Source organism: Pseudomonas kielensis (assembly GCF_014236655.1).
Classification (GTDB): domain Bacteria; phylum Pseudomonadota; class Gammaproteobacteria; order Pseudomonadales; family Pseudomonadaceae; genus Aquipseudomonas; species Aquipseudomonas kielensis.
The window spans coordinates 100,405-123,929 of sequence record NZ_JACMYG010000009.1 but is presented as its reverse complement, the minus strand read 5'-3'; the positions used below and the strand labels follow the sequence as shown (position 1 = coordinate 123,929).

The window sequence follows — 23,525 nt, the reverse complement described above, 5'->3', positions numbered from 1 at the left end:
ATGCCGCGTTTTTTTGCTCCGCTGCTGCTGTTATGCCTGACCTTCAACGCCCACGCCGACAGTTACATCACCCGCCTGCTGAACAAGCCGGTACCCGGCGGTGTGGCGGTGGTCGACCTCGGCCCTGCGGCACAGGCGCCCAAAGCCAGCTACCAGGGCAAGCCGGTGCTGGTGGTCAAGGAACAGAACAATTGGCTGGCCATTGTCGGGGTGCCCCTGACCGTCAAGCCGGGGACCCAGCGAATCAGCAGCGCGGGACGCAACTTGAGCTTTACGGTGGGTAACAAGAAGTACCCGGAACAACGCATCACCCTGAAAAACACCCAGCAGGTCAATCCCAACCCGGCCAACCTCAAGCGCATCGAGGCCGAACTGGCCGAGCAGATCCAGGCGTACCGCACCTTCAGCCCGAACATCCCGAGCAACCTGCTGCTGGACAAACCGGTCAACGGACCACTGTCGAGCAAGTTCGGCGTACGCCGTTTCTTCAACGGTGAAGAGCGCAATCCCCACTCAGGCCTGGACTTCGCCGTCCCGGCCGGGACCCCGGTCAAGACCCCGGCCAATGGCAAGGTGATCCTGATTGGTAACTACTTCTTCAACGGCAATACCGTGTTCGTCGACCACGGCCAGGGCTTCATCAGCATGTTCTGCCACCTGTCGAAAATCGACGTGAAGCCCGGCCAGTCGCTGGCACGTGGTGCCGTGGTCGGCAAGGTCGGCGCCACCGGCCGCGCGACCGGTCCGCACATGCATTGGAATATCAGCCTGAATGATGCGCGGGTTGACCCGGCGATTTTCATTGGGGCATTCCAGCCCTGATGCATGGGCGAGGCTAGCGGCCTCATCGCGGGCCGGGCGGCGCTCCGCTTGCCCGCGATGACAATTCCAAAGACAGCGAAGAAGCACCCTGAACCGCCAGCCTTCAATTGCGCATTGCTCCAACCCTACGCAAACATCCAGATAATTTTCAAAACAACCCGCAATAAAATCTCGATAAAAGTGGCTTTTCGAGTATTCCTATCAAAGTTTTCCGACTGCTTGCCATCTTTTCCCGTCGCGGTTAGGGTTGAAGGCATGAAAACCTCTCACACCCTCATTCAGCTTCGCCAGCACCGCAGCCTGTGCCTCGTCAGCGCACGACTGCCGGGCTGAATCGCAGCGCCTCGCCCCAAGATTTATCCAACGCAACAGTGATCCACCGGCAGGCCGCCTCTTTTCGGCCAACAACAGAATAAGGATTCCCAGATGAGCATGCTCAAAGACCCGTCTTCGAAATACCGCGCGTTCCCGACCATCGACATTCCTGATCGCACCTGGCCGTCGAAGACCATCACGTCCGCGCCGATCTGGTGCAGCTCCGACCTGCGCGATGGCAACCAGTCGCTGATCGAGCCGATGGATGCGGTGAAAAAGCTGCGCTTCTGGAAAACCCTGGTCCAGGTGGGCGTGAAGGAAATCGAAGCCTCCTTCCCGGCCGCTTCGCAAACCGATTTCGACTTCGTGCGGACCTTGATCGAAGACGGCCACATCCCGGACGACACCACCATCCAGGTGTTGACCCAGGGCCGTGAAGACTTGATCGCCCGCACTTTCGAATCCCTGCGTGGGGCGAAAAAGGCCATCGTTCACCTCTACAACGCCACCTCCCCGTCCTTCCGCCGGATCGTCTTCAATCAGGACAAGGACGGCATCAAGGAAATCGCGGTCAGCGCGGCCAAGCTGTTCGTCAAGTACGCCGCCCAGCAGCCAGAGACCGAGTGGACGTTCGAATACTCGCCAGAGACCTTCAGCGCCACTGAGCTGGAGTTCGCCAAGGAAGTCTGTGACGCGGTGATCGAGGTCTGGAACCCGACGCCGGAACACAAGATGATCCTCAACCTGCCTGCCACCGTCGAGTGCGCCACGCCGAACATCTACGCCGACCAGATCGAGTGGTTCGGCCGCCACATCAACCGTCGTGACAGCGTGCTCATCAGCCTGCACACCCACAACGACCGTGGCACTGGCGTTGCCGCCACCGAGCTGGGCCTGATGGCCGGCGCCGACCGTGTCGAAGGCTGCCTGTTCGGCAACGGCGAGCGCACCGGTAACGTCGACCTGGTCACCGTGGCCTTGAACCTCTACACCCAGGGCGTGAACCCTGAGCTGGACTTCTCCGACATCGACGGCGTGCGCAAAGTCGTCGAAGAGTGCAACCAGATTGCCGTACACCCACGTCACCCGTATGTCGGCGACCTGGTGCACACCGCGTTCTCCGGCTCCCACCAGGATGCCATCCGCAAGGGCTTCGCCCAGCAGCAGCCGGACGCCCTGTGGGAAGTACCGTACTTGCCGATCGACCCGGCCGACATCGGTCGCAGCTACGAGGCGGTGATCCGCGTCAACAGCCAGTCCGGCAAGGGCGGGATCGCCTACCTGCTGGAACAGGAATACGGCATCAACTTGCCGCGCCGCATGCAGATCGAGTTCAGCCAGGTAGTGCAACGCGAGACCGATCGCCTGGGCCTCGAGATGACCGCCCAACAGATCCACGCCCTGTTGCACAGCGAGTACTTGCAGGCCAACACCCCGTACGCGCTGGTCAGCCATCGCCTGCAGGAAGAAAACGGCCACAGCGCCGTGGAAGTGGAAGTCTCGAGCAAGGGCCAGGGCGAAACCAACCTGCACTGGCGCGGCAAGGGCAATGGCGCCCTGGAAGCCCTGGTGGCCGGTTTGCCGATCCCGGTGGAGATCATGGACTACAACGAACACGCCATCGGCGCCGGCACCAATGCCAAGGCCGCGGCCTACATTGAACTGCGAGTGAACGGCGAACGTGCGGTGCATGGCGTGGGCATCGATGAAAACATCACCACCGCCAGCTTCAAGGCCCTGTTCAGCGCGCTGAACCGCTCCCTGAGCCAGCCACAGGCCAAAGCGGCGTAACAGGCTGAGCGCAAGACAAAAGGCCCCGCGGTGAGAACCTCGGGGCCTTCTTATTTGCCTGATGTTTATGCGCCAGTAGGAGGTCCGCCATCGCGAGCAGGCTCGCGATGACGGTCTGTCAGGCAACAATCAACTCAGGTGAACTCAAAGGTATCGGCATCCAGGTTCGCCGGGAATCGCGTGCGGTAGGCGGCCAGTTCGGCCGCGTCGAGCACCACCTGGAACACCCCATCGGCCTCGCCGGCGCTGAGCAGGGTCTCGCCCTGGAAGTCCAGCACCTGGCTGTCGCCGGTGTAGGCAAAGCCCTTGCCATCGGTACCCACGCGGTTCACCGCCGCGACGTAGCACAGGTTCTCGATGGCCCGGGCCGGCAACAGGCGATTCCAGTGCTGGCGGCGCGCGCCCGGCCAGTTGGCGGTGTACAGCAGCAGGTCGGTGTCCTGGGGATCGCGACTCCACACCGGGAAGCGCAGGTCGTAGCAAATCAACGGGCGTATGCGCCATCCCTTGAGTTCGAACTGCACCTGGCGCTCGCCGGGCGTGAAGTGATTGTGTTCGCCCGCCATGCGGAACAGGTGACGCTTGTCGTAGTGCCAGACTTCACCATCGGGCCGCGCCCACAGCAGGCGGTTGCGATGGCTGCCATCGGCGGCCTGGACGATGATGCTGCCGGTGATCACTGCATCCAGCTTCGCCGCCTGGGCCCGCAGCCATTTGCTGGTCGGGCCGTTTTCCGCTTCGGCGAGGGTGGCCGATTCCATGGAAAAACCCGTGGTGAACATCTCCGGCAGGATGATCAGGTCCGCGCCGAGCGCCTGTTCCAGCAACAGTTCGAAGTGTTCGAAGTTCGCCTGGCGGTCGTGCCAGGCCAGCGTGGTCTGGATCAGTGCCAGGTTGAGGTTGGGTAGATTGCTCAGATCACGCATAGTTTTTCCGCCGCCTCACGCAGCGTCTCCTCTCGCTTGGCAAAACACAGGCGCACCAGGCGTTGTTCCTGCGGTGGGTTCTGGTAGAACACCGACACCGGAATAGCGGCCACGCCGTGCTCACGGGTCATCCAGACGGCCATGTCGACATCGTTCAGGTCCGGGCGAATCTGCGAGTAATCGACCAGTTGGAAATAAGTCCCGGTGACCCGGGTAAAGCTGAATCGCGATGGCAGCAGCAGATCGCAGAACAGGTCACGCTTGCCCTGATAGAAGGCTGGCAGTTGTTCGACGTGTTCCGGATGGGCCGCCATGTAGTCGGCCAGCGCGTACTGCAATGGGGTCACGCCGCAGAAGCTGACGTACTGGTGCACCTTGCGCAGCTCTGCCGTGAGGGCCGGTGGCGCCACCACGTAGCCGGTCTTCCAGCCGGTGACGTGGTAGGTCTTGCCGAACGAGCTGACCACAAAGGCCCGTTGATACAGCTCTTGATGGGCCAGCACGCTGGCATGGGGCACGCCGTCGTACACCAGGTGCTCATAGACCTCGTCGCTGACCAGGTAGATGTCGCGGTCACGGATCAGTTCGGCCAACTGCTCAAGCTCGGCGCGGGAAATCAGCGCACCACTGGGGTTGTGCGGCGAGTTGAGGATGATCATTCGCGTACGCGGGCTGAGCGCATCCTTGAGGGCCTGGAAATCGATCGCGAAGTCGTTCGCCGCCAGTTGCACATGCACGCAGCGTCCGCCGGCCAGGGCGACCGAGGGCTCATAGCTGTCATAGGCCGGGTCAAAGACGATGACCTCGTCACCGCTGTGGATCACCGCCTGGATCGCGCAGAAGATCGCCTGGGTGGCACCCGGGGTGATTGTCACCTCGTCTTCGGCATCAACGCTGACCCCATAGCTGCGGGCGATCTTCGCCGCCACTTGCTGGCGCAATGCCGGCAGGCCTGTCATGGGGCAATACTGGTTGTGTCCATTGGCCACGTGCCACCCCAGTGCATCGCGCAGGGCTTGCGGGCCGTCGAAATCGGGGAAGCCCTGGGACAGGTTGAGCGCGCCGCTCGAAGCCGCGAGCTGGGACATCTGGGTGAAGATAGTGATGCCGACATTCGGCAACTTGCTGGTGATCATCAAGTGTTCCCTACTGGACGCTCGCGCTGACAACGGCGCGGGAGAGCCCGAGGATAGCGCAAACACCAGACACGAAAAAGGGCGCCCGCAGGCGCCCTTTCCGATGTTGCACAGCAGCGGCAATCAACGCTTGTCGCGGCGTTTCTTATCGGCTTTCTTGTGGTGCGACATCAAACGACGCTTCTTGTTGACCTGACGGTCGGTGAGCGTGTTCTTGTTCGCCTCGTACGGGTTCTCGCCACCCTTGAACTCGATGCGGATCGGCGTACCAACCAGCTTCAGCACACGGCGGTAGGTGTTTTCCAGGTAACGCACGTACGAGTTCGGAACCTTCTCGACCTGGTTACCGTGGATCACGATCAGCGGCGGGTTGGCACCCCCCAAGTGGGCGTAGCGCAGCTTGATCCGGCGGTTGTTGACCATCGGCGGCGCGTGCTCGCCAACGGCGTCTTCGAGGATCTGGGTCAGGCGGTTGGTCGGCCAGCGAGTGATCGCCGACTTGAACGAGTTCTGTACCGACTGGTACAGGTTGCCCACGCCAGTGCCGTGCAGGGCCGAGATGAAGTGGATGTCGGCGAAGTCGACGAAGAACAACCGACGCTCCAGCTCGATCTTCACGAAGTCACGCTCCGACGACGTCATGCCGTCCCACTTGTTCAGCGCGATGACGATGGCGCGACCGGCCTCCAGGGCAAAGCCCAGCAGGTTCAGGTCGTGGTCGACCACACCTTCACGGGCGTCCATCACAAAGATCACCACGTTGGCGTCTTTGATCGCTTGCAGGGTCTTGACCACCGAGAACTTTTCGACTTCCTCGTTGATCTTGCCGCGCTTGCGCACACCCGCGGTGTCGATCAGCGTGTACTTCTCGTCGTTACGCTCGAACGGGATGTAGATACTGTCGCGAGTCGTGCCCGGCTCGTCGTAGACGATGACTCGGTCTTCGCCGAGCATGCGATTGACCAGGGTCGACTTGCCGACGTTCGGCCGACCGATGATGGCGATCTTGATGCCATCTTTTTCGCTCGGGCCAGGAATCCGTACCGCTTCTTCGCCTTCGGCGACGTTGGCGTTCAGATCCTCTTCTTCGGTGTCACGCGGGAATTCGGCGAGGGCGGCTTCCAGCAGGGTGTTGACACCGCGACCTTGTGCACCGGCAACGCCAATGGCGTGGCCCATGCCCAGGGGAGCAAATTCAGCACGGGCCATTTCCGGATCGATGTTGTCGATCTTGTTGGCGACCAACAGGGAGCGTTTGTTGCGCTTGCGCAAGTGCTCGGCAATCATCTGGTCAGCGGCGGTGAAACCCGCCTTGGCGTCTACCAGGAACAGAACGACATCGGCTTCTTCGATGGCCAGCAGCGACTGCTCGGCCATCTTTTCGTCCATGCCGTGTTCGTCACCGGAAATACCGCCGGTGTCGACCAGGATATAGGAGCGCCCTTGCCACTTTGCCTCACCGTATTGGCGATCACGGGTCAGACCGGAAAGGTCGCCGACAATAGCGTCGCGGCTTTTGGTCAGGCGGTTGAACATGGTGGATTTGCCGACGTTCGGTCGGCCCACCAGGGCGATTACGGGAACCATGCGGCTCTCCACTTCGTTATTTCAGAAAATACAAAAGCCGCTGCGAGGCAGCGGCTGGTGCTCGGGGGCAGCACTGTGGGAGCGAGCTTGCTCGCGAAAAACGTTACAACACCACGTATCTACAGGCTCTACGCGTCATCGTTGACGTCCATCGCGAGCAAGCTCGCTCCCACAGGTGAAGCCGCCTGGGGGTTCAACCCCAAGCATAGTTCTTACTTGATGGTCAGCGCTTCCAGTTTGCCGCTGTTGCCATACACATAAATCGTGTCACCCACCACCAGCGGACGGGCACGAAGGCCGTCGCTGTCGATGCGTTCACGGCCGACGAAACGGCCATCCACCTGACTCAACAGGTGCAGGTAACCTTCCAGGTCACCGACTGCAACGTAGCTGGAGAACACTTCCGGGGCCGACAGTTGACGACGGGCCAGCGAATCGTTGCTCCACAAGGCTGTGGTGGAACGTTCGTCGACGCCTTCAACGGTACCCGAAGACAGACTCACATAAACGTTGCCGAAACCTTGAGCGACACCGGCGTAGCTGGAGGCATCACGCTGCCACAGCTGACGACCGCTCTCCAGGTCCAGTGCCGCAACGCGACCCTGGTAGCTGGCGACATACAGGGTGCCGCCGGACAACAGCAGGCCACCGTCGATGTCGACTACGCGATCCAACTCGGAACGGCCCTGCGGGATCGCTACACGCGTTTCCCACATCGGCACGCCGTTGTTGATGTTCAGCGCCACCACTTTACCGGTCGACAGACCGGCCAGCGCCAGGCGGTTGGTCACGATCGGCGCACTGGTGCCACGCAGGGTCAGGACCGCCGGGGTGCTGTCGTACAACCAACGCTGGTTGCCGGTGGCGGCGTCCAGGCCGATCAGGCGATCGTCCTGGGTTTGCACCACGACCACATCACCGTTGTTGGCAGGCGGGGCCAGCACTTCGCTGGTGACCCGGGCACGCCATTTTTCTTCACCGTTGATGGCGTCCAGGGCAATCACTTCACCCTTGAGGGTACCGACCATGACCAGCCCGTAACCCACGCCCACGGCGCCGGAAACTGGCAGCTCGAGGTCTTTCTCCCACTTGACGTCACCGTTGCCGCGATCCATCGCCATGACCGTGCCATTCACGTCACCGGCATAGATGGTATCGCCGTCGATGGCCGGCACCAGCATGTTGTAGGTTTCGCCCTGACCGTCACCGATCGAACGACTCCACTGCTTTTGCAGGACCACTTCTTCCTTGAAGTCGACCAGTTCGGCCGGTGGCAGTTCTTTTTTGCTGTTGCTGCTGCAACCCGCGGCCAGGACGGCCAGAGCCAGCAATGCTGCATGTTTCCAACGAATCACGTCACGCATCCCCTTTGGCCAGGTCGTCCAGCTTGATTTGTAGGCCACCGACTGCCGCTTCATCCGACAGCGCCGCCTTGGCTTTCTGGTAGGCCGCATGGGCTTCGTCGGTACGACCCAACTGGACCAGCAGGTCACCCTTGAGTTCCTCGCGAGTGGCCAGGAAGGCCTTGTCCGCATCGCCTTCGAGCAGCTTCAGGGCTTCGTCGGTCTTGTTCTGCGCCGCCAGCACCTGGGCCAGACGCTGACGCGCCACTTCGCCCAGGGTCGGGTTGACTGGCTTGTCGGCCACGGCCTTGAGTTCGTTGGCAGCGTCGTCGAGCTTACCGCTGTCGACCGCAACCTTGGCCACGAACAGGCGACCGTACTGCGCGTAGGCAGTACCACCGAACTCGCTGTTGAGCTTGTTGGCGAGGTCCGCAACACGGGCCGCGTCAGGCTTGCCGTCCGGGGTCAGCGTGGTTTCCAGCAGTTGCTGGTAGAGCATCGAGGCGCCTTGCGACTGGTTGCTCTGATACTTCTGGAACGCCTGCCAGCCGAACACGATGACCAGCGCCAACAGGCCGCCAGCGACCAGGGGTTTACCGTTGCGCGTCCACCAGTCCTTCAAATCCGCCAGCTGTTCATCTTCGGTACTCGACACCCCAATACTCCTTATTCGCTAAATCGGCTGTTTGACAGCTTCAACCCTGCACGACGCAGGTGGCCAGGTGAGCGGCAAGCGCGTCCCAGGCAATGCTTTGTTGTTCGCCCTGGCCACGCAGGGGTTTGAAACCTACCACTTGCTGGGCCATCTCGTCGTCACCGAGGATCAGTGCATACAGCGCACCGCTCTTGTCGGCTTTCTTGAACTGGCTTTTGAAGCTGCCGGCGCCGGCGTTCACTTGCAGGCGCAGGTTGGGCAACTGGTCACGCACCCGCTCGCTCAGGGTCAGGGCGGCCAGTTCGGCAGCCTCGCCGAAGGCGCACAGGTAGACGTCGACCTGCCGGGAAATCTCTTGCGGGATCTGCTCCAGGGTTTCCAGCAGCAACACCAGGCGCTCGATGCCCATGGCGAAACCCACGCCGGTGGTCGGCTTGCCGCCCATCTGCTCGACCAGACCGTCGTAACGGCCGCCCGCGCACACGGTGCCCTGGGCGCCGAGCTTGTCGGTGACCCACTCGAATACGGTCTTGCTGTAGTAGTCCAGCCCGCGTACCAGCTTGGGATTGATCACATAAGGAATGCCGGCGGCGTCCAGGCGGGCCTTGAGGCCTTCGAAGTGCGCGCGCGATTCGTCATCCAGGTAGTCGGCCATCTTCGGTGCGTCGACCAGTACCGCCTGGGTATCGGCGTTCTTGGTGTCGAGCACGCGCAGCGGGTTGGTCTTGAGACGACGCTGGCTGTCTTCGTCCAGTTGGTCCAGGCGCGCCGAGAGGTACTCGACCAGCGCCTCGCGGTAACGCCCACGGGACTCGCTGGTGCCCAGGCTGTTGAGCTCGAGCTTGACCGCGTCGCGGATCCCCAGCTCGCCCCACAGGCGCCAGGTCAGCACGATCAGCTCGGCGTCGATGTCCGGACCGTCGAGGTTGAACACTTCGACACCAATCTGGTGGAACTGGCGATAGCGGCCTTTCTGTGGACGCTCGTGGCGGAACATCGGGCCGATGTACCAGAGTTTCTGTACCTGGCCACCGCCGGTGATGCCGTGCTCCAGCACAGCCCGCACGCAGGCTGCGGTGCCTTCGGGACGCAAGGTCAGGGAATCGCCGTTGCGGTCCTCGAAGGTGTACATCTCTTTTTCGACGATATCGGTCACTTCACCGATAGAGCGCTTGAACAGCTCGGTGAACTCGACGATCGGCATGCGGATCTGCTTGTAACCGTAGTTATCCAGCAGACGCGAAACGGTGCCTTCGAAATAACGCCACAGTGGGGTCTGTTCGGGCAGGATGTCGTTCATGCCACGGATGGCTTGCAGAGACTTGCTCACAAAAATTCCTTAATTCGGTTGATCAGCCGCGAGCGATCAGCGCTGCGTCGGCTTCGACCTTTTCGGCCGCCTTCTGGCGGATCAGCCGTTCCAGCTCATCCACCAGATTGTCATTCGTCAGTTTCTGCGCCGGCTTGCCGTCGATGTAGATCAGGTTCGGCGTGCCGCCAGTGAGGCCGATGTGGGCCTCCTTGGCTTCGCCAGGACCGTTGACCACGCAGCCGATGACCGCAACATCCAGCGGCACCAGCAGATCTTCGAGGCGCCCTTCCAGCTCGTTCATGGTCTTGACCACATCGAAGTTCTGCCGCGAGCAGCTCGGGCAGGCGATGAAGTTGATGCCACGGGAACGCAGGTGCAGGGACTTGAGGATGTCGTAGCCGACTTTCACTTCCTCGACGGGATCAGCCGCCAGCGAGATGCGGATAGTATCGCCAATCCCTTCGGCGAGCAGCATACCGAGGCCCACCGCGGATTTCACTGTGCCTGAACGCAATCCACCGGCCTCGGTGATGCCCAGGTGCAACGGCTGGACGATTTCCTTGGCCAGCAAGCGGTAGGCTTCGACGGCCATGAACACGTCGGAGGCCTTCACGCTGACCTTGAAGTCCTGGAAATTCAGGCGCTCAAGGTGCTCGACGTGGCGCAAGGCCGACTCCACCAGCGCCGCCGGCGTTGGCTCGCCATATTTCTTTTGCAGGTCTTTTTCCAGGGAACCGGCGTTGACCCCGATACGGATCGGGATCCCACGGTCGCGGGCGGCATCGACCACCGCACGCACGCGGTCTTCACGACCGATGTTGCCCGGGTTGATCCGCAGGCAGTCGACACCCAGTTCAGCGACCCGCAGGGCGATCTTGTAGTCGAAGTGAATGTCGGCCACCAGCGGCACCTTCACCAACTGCTTGATCCGACCGAAGGCTTCAGCAGCATCCATGTCCGGGACGGAAACCCGCACGATGTCGACGCCAGCGGCTTCCAGACGGTTGATCTGGGCCACGGTGGCGGCAACATCGTTGGTGTCGCTGTTGGTCATGCTCTGCACAGCGATAGGCGCATCACCGCCCACCGGTACCGAACCGACCCAGATCTTGCGGGATTCGCGACGTTTGATTGGAGATTCGCCGTGCATGACTTATTGACCCAACTTCAGGCGAGCAGTCTCGCCACTGGTGAACGGAGCTACATCGACAGCCTGTCCGTTGTAGCTGACTTGCGCGCCGCGGGCAAAGCCCAGGCGGACGGCAAAGGGTGGCTTGCCGCTGACGTCGACGGTTTCGCCCTTGCGTTTCAGACCGCTGAACAGCACTTTGCCATTGCCGTCGGAAACCTGCGTCCAGCAGTCGGACACATACTGGATCCGGACCTGGCCAGAGCCGGCCACCGGCGTGGTTGCCACCGGGGCAGGCGCAACAGGCACTACCGGCGCGCTGACCACGGGTGCCGGTGCCACGGGCGCAACCGGGGCAACTGGCGCTGCCGGAGTGGCTGGCACGGCAACCGCAGGCGCGGCAGGTGTTGCCACCGGGGCCTGGGAAGTTTCCGCGCTCGGGGCCACGGAGGCACCCTCAGGCAAGGTCAGCGGGGTGGTGCTTTCGGTCTGGGCTTCGACGACGGCCTGGTCTTCCGGCTCGTCCAGCGGATGGATCTGGGTGGTGCCGTCGGCGCCTTCGACTTCGACGTGCTCCGGGTTCAGGCCGATCAGGTCCTTGGTGCGCAGCGAGGTTTGATCCTGCCACCAGACAAAACCGCCACCCACGACCGCAATCAGCAACAGCAGGCTGACAATGCGCAGGATGGTATGGGAAATACGGCTGGGCTCCTCGATACGTCCCAGGCTATGAACGTTGCTGCCCTGGGCGTCGGTGCCGGTGTGCTGGTCGAACTGCTGGACCAGGATGGCCTGGTCCATGCCGAGCAATTTGGCATAGGCACGGATGTAGCCACGGGCAAAGGTATGCCCTGGCAACTTGTCGAACGCGCCAGCTTCCAGGTTACCCAGGGAAATCACGGTGAGATTGAGCTTTACCGCCACTTCAGCCAACGACCAACCATTGCTTTCGCGGCCCTGACGCAAGGTCTCTCCGGGGTTTACGCGAGTCGCTGCTACAACTTCGGGATGCGCCGCTTTCATCATTGCTCCGACAGGTATTGCTGATATTCCGGCGTACCGGGATAGAGTCGTTTTAATTGCAGGCCCAGACTGGCGGCCTTGTCGCGATCTTCGAACACACTGGCCAGCCGAACGCCGAGCCATAGACTACGTGCATTTTGCTCGGCGAGCAGGCTAAAACGGTCGTAATAGTCACGCGAGGGCACATAATGCCTGTCTTCGAAGGACAACTCAGCCATTTCCAGCAACGCCCGTGGTTGCTGGCGGTTCAGGCGCAGGGCTTTTTCCAGCTGTTGCCGGGCCAGATCACGCTCGCCGAGCATCGCGGCCGTCATGCCCAGGTTCTCGAAGACCCGCGAACGTTCAGGATAAAGGCTATCGGCAGCGGCCTGTTGAAAGCGCTCGTAGGCTTCTTTGTAACGTTTCTCTTCAAAGAGAAAGCTGCCGTAGTTGTTGAGGATCCGCGCATTGCCCGGGCGGGCTGCGAGGGCCTTGCGAAAGTGCTGCTCGGCCAGTTCCGGCTCCATTTCCATCTGGAACACCAAGCCCAGGGCGGCGTTGGCATCGGCGTCATTGCTGTCGAGTTCCAGGGCTTTGCGCAGCGGGACTTTCGCCTGCTCGGTCATGCCCTGGCGCAGGTAGCCCATGCCCAACTGCACATAGGCTACTCGCGCCTCGTCACGGCCCTTGCTGGTCTGCATTGGATTGAAATCACCCGATGAGACGCAGCCAGCCGAGAGGCTGGCCAACAGCAGGAGCAGCGCAACGCGCAGGGACATAGAGATCCTCTCTTAGGTACGATTCGCAGCGTCTTGCGCCAGATCGCTGTCGGCGTTCAATTCCCGCACAGCAATGTAACGTTCGCTACGGCGGGTGCGATCCAGCACCTGCCCGACCAATTGACCACAAGCGGCATCGATGTCTTCGCCGCGGGTGGTGCGCACGGTGACGTTGAAACCAGCGTGATGCAGTTGATCCTGGAAACGCCGGATAGCGTTGTTGCTCGGCCGCTCGTAACCGGAATGCGGGAACGGGTTGAACGGGATCAGGTTGATCTTGCACGGGATGTTCTTGAGCAACTCGATCATTTCCACCGCGTGTTCGACCTTGTCATTGATGTCTTTGAGCAAGGTGTACTCGATGGTCAACACACGTTTTTCGCCCAGGGACGACATGTAGCGCTGGCACGACTCGAGGAGCATCTTAAGCGGATACTTCTTGTTGATCGGTACCAATTGGTTACGCAATGCGTCGTTGGGTGCGTGCAGCGACAACGCCAGGGACACGTCGATGTGCTTGGACAGCTCGTCGATCATCGGCACCACGCCGGAGGTCGACAGGGTCACGCGGCGCTTGGAGATGCCGTAGCCCAGGTCGTCCATCATCAGGTGCATGGCAGCGATGACGTTGTCGAAGTTCAGCAGCGGCTCACCCATGCCCATCATCACCACGTTGGTGATGGCACGGTCGGCGGTCGCCGGGATGCTGCCAAACGATTTATTGGCAATCCACACCTGGCCGATGACTTCGGCGGCGGTGAGGTTGCTATTGAAGCCTTGCTTGCCGGTGGAGCAGAAACTGCAGTCCAGGGCACAGCCTGCCTGGGACGAAACGCACAAGGTGCCGCGTTTGCCCTGGGGAATGTACACGGTCTCGACACAGCTGCCGGACGCCACGCGCACCACCCACTTACGGGTGCCGTCGCTGGAAATGTCCTCGCTGACCACTTCGGGACCGCGAACTTCGGCAATGGCCTTGAGCTTGTCGCGCAGGGCCTTGCTGACGTTCGTCATGGCGTCGAAATCGTCGACGCCAAAGTGGTGAATCCATTTCATTACCTGACCGGCACGGAAACGCTTCTCCCCGATTGAGTCGAAGAATTTTTCCATTTCCAGCTGAGTCAGACCCAGCAGGTTAGTTTTAACAGTCGATGTAGTCATGGATTCACCTTCACTCTTAAGCCAATGCTTAGCGAGTGGTTACTTCAGTAGCTGCGAAGAAGTACGAGATTTCGCGAGCAGCAGCGGCTTCGGAGTCCGAACCGTGTACAGCGTTGGCGTCGATGGAATCAGCGAAGTCAGCGCGGATGGTGCCGGCAGCAGCTTCTTTAGGGTTGGTAGCGCCCATCAGCTCACGGTTCAGAGCGATAGCGTTTTCGCCTTCCAGAACCTGTACAACAACAGGGCCGGAGATCATGAAGGCAACCAGGTCGCCGAAGAAACCACGAGCGCTGTGCTCAGCGTAGAAGCCTTCGGCTTCAGCTTTGGACAGTTGCTTGAGTTTCGAAGCTACAACGCGCAGGCCAGCTTTTTCGAAACGAGTGGTGATCTCGCCGATAACGTTTTTTGCAACAGCGTCAGGCTTGATGATGGAGAAAGTACGTTGAACAGCCATGGTGTAACTCCAGAAACGGTAATTTGCGAAAAATTAAACCCGCGAATTATACGCGGGTTCTTTGGTATTGCCTAACCTGCGGCGAGCTTCAGTCGCGCTCTTCGATCCAGTGGGCCTGAATGGCCTCCAGAATCTTTTCCCCGCAGTGCTCGGGCTTGTCGTCAAACTCGGGCAATTCCATGACCCACTTGCGTAGATCGACGAAATTGACCGACATTGGATCTACATCCGGCTTGCTTTCCGCCAGCTGGATCGCGATTTCCAGTACATCAGTCCACTTCAGACTCATGACAATTCCTTGAATCAGTGCGGCGCTTCGGCAGCGTGGTTGAGCGAATACTTCGGAATCTCGACGGTCAGGTCTTCGGTGCCGACCTTGGCCTGACAGGCCAGGCGGGACACAGGCTCCAGACCCCAGGCCCGATCAAGATAGTCCTCTTCCAGCTCGTCGGCCTCTTCCAGCGAGTCAAAACCCTCACGAATCAGGCAGTGGCACGTGGTGCAGGCGCAGACGCCACCGCAGGCGCTTTCCATCTCGATATGGTGTTCGTGTGCCAGATCGAGAATAGAAGTGCCGGGCTCAGCCTCGACAACCATGCCGTCCGGGCAGAACTTCTCGTGTGGCAGAAAAATGACCTGCGGCATCAGATATCCTCGATTTCATTCAGATTGCGCCCCGACAGAGCGGCCTTCACCGTCTGGTCCATGCGGCGGGCAGCAAAAGCGTCGGTCACTTGCGACAGACGCTTGGTCTGCTGCTCGATGGCGTAACCATCAGTACCTTTCATCAGTTCGATCAGTTCCTGCACCTGCATGTCGATGACCATGCGCTCTTCGGCGTCGAGCAAGCGCTCGCCATCCGCCTCCAGAGCACCCTGCACAGCCTCGACCAGGCGCTGGGCATCAACCTGCTGCTCGCGCAGGACGCGGGCAACCTTGTCATCATTGGCGTGCTGGAACGAATCCTTGAGCATCTTGGCAATTTCGCCGTCGGTCAGACCGTAGGACGGCTTGACCTGGATGCTCGCCTCCACGCCCGAACCCAGCTCGCGTGCCGACACGCTGAGCAGGCCGTCGGCGTCGACCTGGAAGGTCACGCGAATCTTCGCCGCACCGGCCACCATGGCCGGAATACCGCGCAATTCAAAACGCGCCAGGGAGCGGCAATCGCTGATCAGCTCACGCTCGCCCTGCAGGACATGAATCATCATGGCCGACTGGCCGTCTTTGTAGGTGGTGAAGTCCTGAGCACGCGCCACCGGGATCGTGGTGTTGCGCGGAATCACCTTCTCCATCAGGCCGCCCATGGTTTCCAGCCCCAGGGACAACGGGATCACGTCGAGCAGGAGCAGTTCGCCACCGTCACGCTTGTTGCCTGCCAGGGTATCGGCCTGGATCGCAGCACCAATGGCCACCACTTGATCCGGATCGATTTCAGTCAGCGGCTGGCGACCAAAGGCTTCAGCGACGGCCTCGCGCACCCGCGGCACACGAGTGGAACCACCAACCATGACCACCGCATGCACTTCATCCAGCTCGATGCCGGAGTCACGCACAGCACGACGACAGGCCTTGAGGCTGCGCGCGACCATTGGCTCGATCAGTGCATCAAAGGCTTCACGGGTCAGCTCGGCTTTCCAGGTGCCATGAGTCACGTCGACCGACGGGGCATTGGTCAGCGCTTCCTTGGCCGCGCAGGCGGTTTGCAGCAGTTGACGCTGCGCGCCCGGGTCGAGATCGGCGGACAAGCCGGCGCTCTCGATGATCCAGCCAGCAATGGCGTGGTCAAAATCATCGCCACCCAGGGCGCTGTCGCCGCCGGTCGCCAGGACCTCAAACACACCGCCGGTCAGGCGCAGAATCGAAATATCGAAGGTGCCGCCGCCCAGGTCATAGATAGCAACCAGGCCTTCGGCGTGTTGGTCCAGCCCGTAGGCGACCGCCGCAGCCGTTGGCTCATTGAGCAGGCGCAGCACATTCAGGCCGGCCAGTTTGGCCGCATCCTTGGTGGCTTGACGCTGGGCATCGTCGAAGTAGGCCGGAACCGTGATCACGGCACCCACCAGCTCACCCCCCAACGCCGCTTCAGCGCGCTGACGCAGCACCTTGAGGATATCGGCGGAGACTTCGACCGGGCTTTTCGGCCCTTGAACGGTGTCGATGAACGGCATATGCGACTCGCCACCGACAAAGCGGTACGGCAGTTGCTCGCCCAGTTGCTTGACGTCGGAAAGACCACGACCCATCAAGCGCTTGACCGACAGCACGGTGTTCAACGGGTCGGTAGCGGCAGCCAGCCTGGCGGATTCGCCCACTTCGACGCGATCAGCGTGATAGCGCACGGCAGACGGCAGGATGACCTGCCCGTCAGCGTCGGCCAGCGGCTCGGAAAGACCACTGCGCAACGCAGCGACCAGCGAATTGGTAGTGCCCAAGTCGATCCCCACAGCCAGACGACGCTGGTGCGGTTGAGGACTTTGGCCGGGTTCGGCGATCTGCAGTAGGGCCATCGTTATCAGGACTTATCTGTATATCAGGCGTGCGACCGAGGCGGCACTGGGTTAATCGTCGAGGCGCTCTTCTAACTGGCGCACTTCGTAGGTGAGCTTGTCGAGGAACTGCATGCGCCGCATCAGGCGTTCGGCCTGTTCGCGTTGCGCGGCATCGTTCCAGCAAGCTGCGAAGCTTTGGTTCAGCTCTTCCTGGGCGACCTTCAGGCGGCGCTTGAATACCGCAACCCCGGCCAGGTCGGCGCTGTCTTGCAGGTCTTCGAGCTCTTCGCGCCATTGCATCTGCTGCAGAAGAAACTCCGGATCATGCACCGTGACCTCCAGCGGCAGCTCGCCACCACCCATCGCGAGCAGGTAACGCGCGCGCTTGGGGGGACTCTTGAGCGTCTGGTAGGCCTCGTTGAGGCTCGCGGATTGCTCTAGCGCCAGCCGTTGCTCACGCTCGGAAGCATCAGCAAAGCGGTCCGGATGAACGCCGCGCGCCAACTCACGGTAGCGCGTAGCCAGCTGATCGAGGTCCAGGTTGAAGCTCGGTTGCAACTCAAATAAAGCGAAATGACAAGGAGTTCCCACGACAAGCCTCAGATGTTGAAGCTTTCGCCGCAGCCACATTCACCGCGTACGTTGGGATTGTTGAACTTGAAGCCTTCGTTCAACCCTTCCTTGACGAAATCGAGCTCGGTGCCGTCCAGGTAGGCCAGGCTTTTCGGGTCGATGATCACTTTCTCGCCGTGACTCTCGAACACCTGATCCTCTGCCACCACTTCGTCGACAAACTCCAGCACGTAGGCAAGGCCGGAACAGCCCGTGGTGCGAACACCCAGGCGAATCCCCTCACCTTTGCCGCGCCCGTCGAGGGAGCGTCGCACGTGTCGAGCAGCCGCTTCTGTCATGCTGATAGCCATCGTTGACTCCTTACTCGTCGCCAAAACCTGAAAGTCAGATCAAGCCTTTTTTCTGCTTGTAGTCGCGAACAGCAGCCTTGATGGCGTCTTCAGCGAGTACCGAGCAGTGGATTTTCACTGGCGGCAGGGCCAGTTCTTCAGCCAGTTGAGTGTTCTTGATGGTCTCGGCTTCATCCAGGGTCTTGCCCTTCATCCACTCGGTGGCCAGGGAGCTGGAAGCAATGGCGGAACCGCAGCCGTAGGTCTTGAACTTGGCGTCTTCGATGATGCCTTGCTCGTTGACCTTGATCTGCAGGCGCATCACGTCGCCGCACGCCGGAGCGCCGACCATGCCAGTGCCGACATCAGGATCCTGCGCGTCCATCTTGCCGACGTTGCGCGGGTTTTCGTAGTGGTCGATGACCTTTTCGCTGTAAGCCATGATTCAATCCTCACTCATCAGAGAGTCGCTCTTTGGGCCCTGCAAACCGAAATTTCAAGACAGAGCCCGTGTGCGGCGACTTATATATCAGTGTGCCGCCCACTCGATCTTCGAAATGTCGACGCCGTCTTTGTACATGTCCCACAGCGGCGACAGAGCGCGCAGCTTGGTAACGGCCTCGCAGACTTTCTGCGCGGCGTAATCGATTTCTTCTTCGGTGGTGAAGCGGCCGAAGGTGAAGCGGATCGAGCTGTGTGCCAGTTCGTCGTTGCGGCCCAGGGCACGCAGTACGTACGAAGGCTCGAGCGAAGCCGAGGTGCAGGCCGAACCGGAGGAAACCGCCAGGTCCTTGAGCGCCATGATCAGCGACTCGCCTTCAACGTAGTTGAAGCTCAGGTTCAGGTTGTGCGGAACGCGGGCGGTCATGCTGCCGTTGACGTACAGCTCTTCCAGGTGCTCGACCTGCTTGTAGAAGCGGTCGCTCAGGGCCTTGATGCGTACGTTCTCGGCAGCCATGTCTTCCTTGGCTACGCGGAAGGCTTCGCCCATGCCGACGATCTGGTGAGTGGCCAGGGTGCCGGAGCGCATGCCACGCTCATGACCGCCACCGTGCATGGTCGCTTCGATGCGCACACGCGGCTTGCGGCTCACGTACAGTGCGCCGATGCCTTTAGGGCCGTAGGTCTTGTGAGCGGAGAAGGACATCATGTCGACTTTCAGCTTCTGCAGGTCGATCTCGACCTTGCCAGTGGACTGTGCGGCGTCGACGTGGAACAGGATGCCCTTGGCGCGGAGCAACTCGCCGATGGCGGCGATGTCGTTGATGGTGCCGATTTCGTTGTTCACGTGCATGACCGAAACCAGGATGGTGTCGTCACGCAGTGCAGCTTCGATCATTTCCGGAGTCACCAGGCCATCGGTGCGCGGCTCGAGGTAGGTCACTTCGAAACCTTCACGCTCCAGTTGGCGCATGGTGTCGAGGACAGCCTTGTGCTCAATCTTGGTGGTGATCAGGTGCTTGCCTTTGGTGGCATAGAAATGTGCCGCACCCTTGATTGCCAGGTTGTCTGACTCGGTGGCGCCGGAGGTCCAGACGATTTCACGCGGGTCGGCGTTGACCAGGTCGGCGACCTGGCGGCGAGCGTTCTCGACCGATTCTTCGGCTTTCCAGCCGAACACGTGGGAGCGGGACGCCGGGTTACCGAAGTTTCCGTCGACCAGCAGGCATTCACTCATCTTTTGCGCGACACGCGGATCAACCGGGGTGGTCGCAGAGTAATCAAGGTAAATCGGCAATTTCATGGACTATCTCCTAAATCAGGCTGGCTGGCGTGCCGCTAGCTCTTTGGCTGTCATTCGACGGCGGACGCTTCAATCTTGTCCAGGCGCGGCGACTTGCTGTTGCAACGACGCTGGTCCTGACGCTGGGCTACTTCTTGCACTTCACGGCGAGTGACAAGATCAGCCAAGCTGATACCGCTGAGAAATTCGTGGATTTGCAGGCTCAGATCACACCACAGGTGGTGGGTCAGACAGGTATCGCCACCGTGGCAATCACCCAGACCCTGGCACTTGGTAGCGTCAACCGATTCATTTACCGCGTCGATCACCTGAGCGACCTGAATGCCCTGCATGTCACGCGACAGCTGGTAGCCGCCGCCAGGACCACGAACGCTGGAGACCAGGTTGCTGCGGCGCAACTTGGCGAAAAGCTGTTCGAGGTAGGACAGGGAAATGCCTTGGCGCTCGGAAATGTCAGCCAGGGACACAGGCCCATGCTGCGCGTGCAACGCCAGGTCAAGCATGGCGGTTACAGCGTATCGGCCTTTTGTAGTCAGTCGCATGGACAATTACCGCGGAGTTTCGGGATGGGGAGGAGTATGCAATTCCCGAGTATTTAAGTCAACTATAAGACCTAGTACTTTAGTCAGGTTTACCGGCAAAAGAGCGCGCGTATCATAGCAAAGGCTGGCAGGTTACAGCCAGCAGTACCGCGCCATCCTTCATCGCGGGCAAGCCCGCTCCCACAGGAATTTTCGGTGCTGACGCAATCTGTGTATCACCGAAGACCTGGCGGGAGCGGGCTTGCCCGCGATGGGGAGCGACTCGGCCTAGCTGGCCTGGGTCTGATCCTTGCCCTTCACGCAGGCAAAGTCCTCTTCGCGCAACTCAGGCAGGTCCTTGGCACAATAAGGGCTGCCCAGGTCTTTCAGCGCGCCGCACATGCCTTCCAGACGACTATCCACCGCCTGCAGGTGATCGAGCAACTGACCAATGGCCCGCGCCACCGGGTCGGGCATGTCTTCGCCGACACCGTAGGCATCAAAACCGATCTTCTCGGCCATGGCCTTGCGCTTGGCCTCCTGCTCGTCGTCGGACTTGACGATGATCCGCCCGGGAATCCCGACCACTGTCGCACCGGCCGGCACCGCCTTGGTCACCACCGCATTGGAGCCGACCTTGGCGCCCGCCCCCACGGTAAACGGCCCCAGCACCTTGGCGCCAGCGCCCACCACTACACCATCTTCCAGCGTCGGGTGGCGCTTGCCCTTGTTCCAGCTGGTGCCGCCCAGCGTCACGCCCTGATACAGGGTCACGTCATCACCGATCTCGGCGGTTTCACCAATGACAATGCCCATGCCGTGGTCAATAAAGAAGCGTCGACCCACCTTGGCGCCCGGGTGAATCTCGATCCCGGTCAGCCAGCGACCGAAGTTCGATACCAGCCGCGCCAGCCATTTCCAACCCCAACCCCACAGCGCCGCCGACAGGCGATGAATCCAGATCGCGTGCATGCCCGGGTAGCAGGTCAGCACTTCGAATGCATTACGTGCCGCCGGATCCCGATGGAAAACGCTCTGGATATCTTCACGCAAACGCTCGAACATCATTAATCCTTCCGCTTAAGGAGCTCACCACGGGCCGCTTTCTGGGTTTCCGTGAGGATGCCACGCAAAATATTCATCTCCGCCCGGCTGACCGAGCTTCGTCCGTACAGCCGGCGCAGGCGCGCCATCAAGTGTCGCGGTTTTTCCGGGTCGAGAAACTCGATGGCCACCAGGGTCTGCTCCAGGTGTTCATAAAATCGCTCCAGCTCATCCATGGTCGCCAGCTCACCGCTCTTGGTGGACGCCACTTCTTCCTTCTCGACCTTGCTTGGCTGGCCTTGCGCGGCCAGCCAAGACATGCGCACTTCATAGCTCAGCACCTGCACCGCAGCCCCCAGGTTCAGCGAACTGAACTCAGGGTCCGATGGAATGTGCACGTGATAATGACATCGCTGCAGCTCTTCATTGGTCAGGCCGGAATCTTCACGACCGAACACCAGGGCGATCTCGGCGCCGGCCGCCGCTTCCTCGACCACCTTGGTCCCGCACTCGCGTGGATCGAGCAGCGGCCAGGGAATACGACGGTCGCGAGCACTGGTACCGAGCACCAGGTTGCAGCCCACCAGCGCGTCTTCCAGGGTGGCGACCACTTGCGCCTTTTCCAGGATGTCGCCGGCACCCGAAGCCCGTGCATCGGCCTCGTGATGGGGAAACAGCCGCGGCTCCACCAGCACCAGGCGCGACAGCCCCATGTTCTTCATGGCACGCGCAGCCCCACCGATGTTTCCCGGATGACTGGTATTGACCAGGACGACACGAATGTTCTGCAGCAAGGGAGGCGCTCTCTGACAGGGAATTTGGTCGCAAATCTTACAGTTCATCCTAAAGTTAAGCTACGAAAGCAAACGTCGTCGTTCATCTGTAGAAACTTTCTGCTAGAATGCCCGGCTTTCTTTAACAACCTTAGGTGACACATCCATGCAGCCCATGCTGAATATCGCGCTGCGCGCCGCCCGCAGCGCCAGTGAATTGATTTTCCGCTCCATCGAGCGCCTGGATACCATCAAGGTCGATGAAAAAGACGCCAAGGACTACGTGTCCGAAGTGGATCGCGCGGCCGAACAGAAAATCGTCGACGCCCTGCGCAAAGCCTACCCAAACCACTCGATCCTCGGCGAAGAGACCGGCATGCACGCCGGCACCGGTATCGAAGGTGAAGAGTACCTGTGGATCATCGACCCACTGGACGGCACCACCAACTTCCTGCGTGGCATCCCCCACTTCGCCGTCAGCATCGCCTGCAAATACCGTGGCCGCCTGGAACACGCCGTGGTCCTGGACCCGGTTCGCCAGGAAGAATTCACCGCCAGCCGTGGCCGTGGCGCCCAACTGAACGGTCGTCGCCTGCGCGTCAGCGGTCGCACCAGCCTGGACGGCGCCCTGCTGGGTACCGGCTTCCCGTTCCGTGATGACCAGATGGACAACCTCGACAACTACCTGGGCATGTTCCGCGCCCTGGTTGGCCAGACCGCCGGCATCCGCCGCGCTGGCGCCGCGAGCCTGGACCTGGCGTACGTCGCCGCCGGCCGTTTCGACGCGTTCTGGGAATCGGGCCTGTCCGAGTGGGACATGGCTGCAGGCGCCCTGCTGATTCAGGAAGCAGGCGGTCTGGTGAGCGACTTCACCGGCGGTCACGACTTCCTGGAAAAAGGCCACATCGTTGCCGGCAACACCAAATGCTTCAAGGCAGTCCTGACGGCCATCCAGCCGCACCTGCCAGCCTCGCTGAAACGCTAAGCGCCAGGCATAAAAAAAGCACCCTACGGGGTGCTTTTTTTATGCCTGCGTTTCAACCAATCACTGCGCCGGTTCGTTCTGGCCCAGGATCAACTGACCTTCCTTGTTGACCGGAATCTGGTTGCCTGGATCGCGATCCATGCGCACCTTGCCTTCCTTGCCATCAAGGGAATAACGCACGTCGTAGCCTACAACCTTGTCACTGATGTCATTGACCGTGTTGCAGCGGGTTTGCGTGGTGGTGTAAGTGTCACGCTCCTGCATGCCCTCCTGCACCTTGTTACCGGCATAACCGCCACCCACCGCACCCGCGACCGTGGCGATCTTCTTGCCGCTGCCGCCGCCGATCTGGTTGCCCAACAGGCCACCGGCCAGCGCACCGACCACGGTACCGGCGATCTGGTGTTGATCCTTGACCGGCGCCTGACGGGTCACGGTCACGTCCTTGCACACTTCACGTGGAGTCTTGATCTGTTTCTTGACCGGCTCAACGGCCAGTACTTGCGCATACTCAGGGCCGCTTTTTACCAGGCTGTAGGTGGCAACAGCACCCCCGGCAGTCACACCGACAGCACCCAATACCGCACCAACCAGCAACGACTTGTTCACATGAACCTCCTGACCATCACATGCGGGACATGCCCGCGCTTCT

At 60.8% G+C, this 23,525-nt stretch carries 25 protein-coding genes; 3 read left to right on the top strand and 22 right to left on the bottom strand.

Annotation, left to right across the window (positions count from 1 at the left end; genetic code table 11):
- Both H7995_RS11695 and leuA read left to right on the top strand, forming a co-directional pair.
- Positions 1-822, top strand: coding sequence for a M23 family metallopeptidase (locus H7995_RS11695; RefSeq protein WP_166592552.1), 822 nt, complete (start codon positions 1-3; stop codon positions 820-822).
- A gap of 426 nt (positions 823-1,248) precedes the next feature.
- The gene (gene leuA, locus H7995_RS11690) at positions 1,249-2,928 is read left to right on the top strand and encodes a 2-isopropylmalate synthase (RefSeq protein ID WP_166592551.1); all 1,680 of its coding nucleotides are present in this window, start codon (positions 1,249-1,251) and stop codon (positions 2,926-2,928) included.
- A 134-nt stretch (positions 2,929-3,062) separates the two neighbouring features.
- Here the strand turns inward: leuA and H7995_RS11685 are convergent, their stop codons facing one another.
- The 21 genes from H7995_RS11685 to trmJ form a co-directional block, all read right to left on the bottom strand.
- Positions 3,063-3,854: an amidohydrolase gene (locus tag H7995_RS11685; RefSeq protein ID WP_185818394.1), complete on the bottom strand. Its 792-nt coding sequence runs from the start codon at positions 3,852-3,854 to the stop codon at positions 3,063-3,065.
- Positions 3,842-4,990: a pyridoxal phosphate-dependent aminotransferase gene (locus H7995_RS11680; RefSeq protein ID WP_185818393.1), complete on the bottom strand. Its 1,149-nt coding sequence runs from the start codon at positions 4,988-4,990 to the stop codon at positions 3,842-3,844. The genes H7995_RS11685 and H7995_RS11680 overlap by 13 nt, the downstream gene beginning before the upstream one ends.
- Before the next feature lie 123 nt (positions 4,991-5,113).
- Positions 5,114-6,577, bottom strand: coding sequence for a ribosome biogenesis GTPase Der (der, locus tag H7995_RS11675; RefSeq protein WP_166592548.1), 1,464 nt, complete (start codon positions 6,575-6,577; stop codon positions 5,114-5,116).
- 212 nt (positions 6,578-6,789) lie between these two features.
- A complete protein-coding gene (bamB, locus tag H7995_RS11670; RefSeq protein WP_095166036.1) occupies positions 6,790-7,941 on the bottom strand; it encodes an outer membrane protein assembly factor BamB in 1,152 nt (383 codons plus the stop codon).
- A complete protein-coding gene (locus tag H7995_RS11665) occupies positions 7,934-8,575 on the bottom strand; it encodes a tetratricopeptide repeat protein (protein ID WP_185818392.1) in 642 nt (213 codons plus the stop codon). The genes bamB and H7995_RS11665 overlap by 8 nt, the downstream gene beginning before the upstream one ends.
- A gap of 40 nt (positions 8,576-8,615) precedes the next feature.
- Positions 8,616-9,905: a histidine--tRNA ligase gene (gene hisS / locus H7995_RS11660; protein WP_166593063.1), complete on the bottom strand. Its 1,290-nt coding sequence runs from the start codon at positions 9,903-9,905 to the stop codon at positions 8,616-8,618.
- A 22-nt stretch (positions 9,906-9,927) separates the two neighbouring features.
- The gene (ispG, locus tag H7995_RS11655) at positions 9,928-11,037 is read right to left on the bottom strand and encodes a flavodoxin-dependent (E)-4-hydroxy-3-methylbut-2-enyl-diphosphate synthase (protein WP_095166042.1); all 1,110 of its coding nucleotides are present in this window, start codon (positions 11,035-11,037) and stop codon (positions 9,928-9,930) included.
- A gap of 3 nt (positions 11,038-11,040) precedes the next feature.
- Complete coding sequence (locus H7995_RS11650) at positions 11,041-12,039, bottom strand: RodZ domain-containing protein (protein ID WP_182342174.1); 999 nt, start codon at positions 12,037-12,039, stop codon at positions 11,041-11,043.
- Positions 12,039-12,797 carry a type IV pilus biogenesis/stability protein PilW gene (gene pilW, locus H7995_RS11645; protein WP_185818391.1) on the bottom strand — a complete coding sequence of 253 codons (759 nt, stop codon included), beginning with the start codon at positions 12,795-12,797 and terminating at the stop codon, positions 12,039-12,041. The genes H7995_RS11650 and pilW overlap by 1 nt, the downstream gene beginning before the upstream one ends.
- A 12-nt stretch (positions 12,798-12,809) precedes the next feature.
- Positions 12,810-13,958 carry a dual-specificity RNA methyltransferase RlmN gene (gene rlmN / locus H7995_RS11640; RefSeq protein ID WP_166593060.1) on the bottom strand — a complete coding sequence of 383 codons (1,149 nt, stop codon included), beginning with the start codon at positions 13,956-13,958 and terminating at the stop codon, positions 12,810-12,812.
- Positions 13,959-13,986: 28 nt separating this feature from the next.
- Entirely contained in the window at positions 13,987-14,412 is a 426-nt protein-coding gene (gene ndk, locus H7995_RS11635; RefSeq protein ID WP_007916882.1) for a nucleoside-diphosphate kinase, read from the bottom strand.
- A gap of 88 nt (positions 14,413-14,500) precedes the next feature.
- Positions 14,501-14,701: a Fe-S cluster assembly protein IscX gene (gene iscX, locus H7995_RS11630; RefSeq protein WP_017123703.1), complete on the bottom strand. Its 201-nt coding sequence runs from the start codon at positions 14,699-14,701 to the stop codon at positions 14,501-14,503.
- 14 nt (positions 14,702-14,715) lie between these two features.
- Entirely contained in the window at positions 14,716-15,057 is a 342-nt protein-coding gene (fdx, locus tag H7995_RS11625) for an ISC system 2Fe-2S type ferredoxin (RefSeq protein WP_166593059.1), read from the bottom strand.
- Positions 15,057-16,922: a Fe-S protein assembly chaperone HscA gene (hscA, locus tag H7995_RS11620; protein ID WP_185818390.1), complete on the bottom strand. Its 1,866-nt coding sequence runs from the start codon at positions 16,920-16,922 to the stop codon at positions 15,057-15,059. The genes fdx and hscA overlap by 1 nt, the downstream gene beginning before the upstream one ends.
- 51 nt (positions 16,923-16,973) lie before the next feature.
- Entirely contained in the window at positions 16,974-17,495 is a 522-nt protein-coding gene (hscB, locus tag H7995_RS11615; RefSeq protein WP_166593057.1) for a co-chaperone HscB, read from the bottom strand.
- Between the two features lie 8 nt (positions 17,496-17,503).
- Complete coding sequence (gene iscA, locus H7995_RS11610) at positions 17,504-17,827, bottom strand: iron-sulfur cluster assembly protein IscA (protein WP_003227904.1); 324 nt, start codon at positions 17,825-17,827, stop codon at positions 17,504-17,506.
- 34 nt (positions 17,828-17,861) lie between these two features.
- Positions 17,862-18,248, bottom strand: a complete 387-nt coding sequence (iscU, locus tag H7995_RS11605) for a Fe-S cluster assembly scaffold IscU (RefSeq protein ID WP_003185157.1) — start codon at positions 18,246-18,248, stop codon at positions 17,862-17,864.
- Positions 18,249-18,335: 87 nt separating this feature from the next.
- A complete protein-coding gene (locus tag H7995_RS11600; protein ID WP_166593056.1) occupies positions 18,336-19,550 on the bottom strand; it encodes an IscS subfamily cysteine desulfurase in 1,215 nt (404 codons plus the stop codon).
- A gap of 50 nt (positions 19,551-19,600) precedes the next feature.
- On the bottom strand, positions 19,601-20,092 hold the full coding sequence (iscR, locus tag H7995_RS11595; RefSeq protein ID WP_095166055.1) for a Fe-S cluster assembly transcriptional regulator IscR: 492 nt from the start codon (positions 20,090-20,092) through the stop codon (positions 19,601-19,603).
- Positions 20,093-20,359: 267 nt separating this feature from the next.
- Positions 20,360-21,136 (bottom strand): serine O-acetyltransferase, encoded by a 777-nt coding sequence (gene cysE / locus H7995_RS11590; protein ID WP_185818389.1) that lies wholly within the window; start codon positions 21,134-21,136, stop codon positions 20,360-20,362.
- Between the two features lie 2 nt (positions 21,137-21,138).
- Positions 21,139-21,909, bottom strand: coding sequence for a tRNA (cytosine(32)/uridine(32)-2'-O)-methyltransferase TrmJ (gene trmJ / locus H7995_RS11585; protein ID WP_166593054.1), 771 nt, complete (start codon positions 21,907-21,909; stop codon positions 21,139-21,141).
- A gap of 145 nt (positions 21,910-22,054) precedes the next feature.
- On the opposite strand from trmJ, the gene suhB reads away from it, so the two are divergent.
- Entirely contained in the window at positions 22,055-22,873 is an 819-nt protein-coding gene (gene suhB, locus H7995_RS11580) for a type III secretion system regulator SuhB (protein WP_003185165.1), read from the top strand.
- 60 nt (positions 22,874-22,933) lie between these two features.
- Here the strand turns inward: suhB and H7995_RS11575 are convergent, their stop codons facing one another.
- Positions 22,934-23,482, bottom strand: coding sequence for a glycine zipper 2TM domain-containing protein (locus tag H7995_RS11575; protein ID WP_166592894.1), 549 nt, complete (start codon positions 23,480-23,482; stop codon positions 22,934-22,936).
- Positions 23,483-23,525: the final 43 nt, after the last annotated feature.

Excerpts from the sequence above, each read along its gene's own strand:
- pilW (WP_185818391.1), bottom strand. The coding sequence starts at position 12,797 with ATGTCCCTGCGCGTTGCGCTGCTCCTGCTGTTGGCCAGCCTCTCGGCT.
- rlmN (WP_166593060.1), bottom strand. The coding sequence starts at position 13,958 with ATGACTACATCGACTGTTAAAACTAACCTGCTGGGTCTGACTCAGCTG.
- iscA (WP_003227904.1), bottom strand. The coding sequence starts at position 17,827 with ATGGCTATCAGCATGACAGAAGCGGCTGCTCGACACGTGCGACGCTCC.
- suhB (WP_003185165.1), top strand. The coding sequence starts at position 22,055 with ATGCAGCCCATGCTGAATATCGCGCTGCGCGCCGCCCGCAGCGCCAGT.
- iscX (WP_017123703.1), bottom strand. The coding sequence starts at position 14,701 with ATGAGTCTGAAGTGGACTGATGTACTGGAAATCGCGATCCAGCTGGCG.
- H7995_RS11680 (WP_185818393.1), bottom strand. The coding sequence starts at position 4,990 with ATGATCACCAGCAAGTTGCCGAATGTCGGCATCACTATCTTCACCCAG.
- iscU (WP_003185157.1), bottom strand. The coding sequence starts at position 18,248 with ATGGCTTACAGCGAAAAGGTCATCGACCACTACGAAAACCCGCGCAAC.
- fdx (WP_166593059.1), bottom strand. The coding sequence starts at position 15,057 with ATGCCGCAGGTCATTTTTCTGCCACACGAGAAGTTCTGCCCGGACGGC.
- der (WP_166592548.1), bottom strand. The coding sequence starts at position 6,577 with ATGGTTCCCGTAATCGCCCTGGTGGGCCGACCGAACGTCGGCAAATCC.
- iscR (WP_095166055.1), bottom strand. The coding sequence starts at position 20,092 with ATGCGACTGACTACAAAAGGCCGATACGCTGTAACCGCCATGCTTGAC.
- hscA (WP_185818390.1), bottom strand. The coding sequence starts at position 16,922 with ATGGCCCTACTGCAGATCGCCGAACCCGGCCAAAGTCCTCAACCGCAC.
- H7995_RS11600 (WP_166593056.1), bottom strand. The coding sequence starts at position 19,550 with ATGAAATTGCCGATTTACCTTGATTACTCTGCGACCACCCCGGTTGAT.
- cysE (WP_185818389.1), bottom strand. The coding sequence starts at position 21,136 with ATGTTCGAGCGTTTGCGTGAAGATATCCAGAGCGTTTTCCATCGGGAT.
- H7995_RS11695 (WP_166592552.1), top strand. The coding sequence starts at position 1 with ATGCCGCGTTTTTTTGCTCCGCTGCTGCTGTTATGCCTGACCTTCAAC.
- ispG (WP_095166042.1), bottom strand. The coding sequence starts at position 11,037 with ATGCACGGCGAATCTCCAATCAAACGTCGCGAATCCCGCAAGATCTGG.
- ndk (WP_007916882.1), bottom strand. The coding sequence starts at position 14,412 with ATGGCTGTTCAACGTACTTTCTCCATCATCAAGCCTGACGCTGTTGCA.
- leuA (WP_166592551.1), top strand. The coding sequence starts at position 1,249 with ATGAGCATGCTCAAAGACCCGTCTTCGAAATACCGCGCGTTCCCGACC.
- bamB (WP_095166036.1), bottom strand. The coding sequence starts at position 7,941 with ATGCGTGACGTGATTCGTTGGAAACATGCAGCATTGCTGGCTCTGGCC.
- H7995_RS11650 (WP_182342174.1), bottom strand. The coding sequence starts at position 12,039 with ATGAAAGCGGCGCATCCCGAAGTTGTAGCAGCGACTCGCGTAAACCCC.
- H7995_RS11685 (WP_185818394.1), bottom strand. The coding sequence starts at position 3,854 with ATGCGTGATCTGAGCAATCTACCCAACCTCAACCTGGCACTGATCCAG.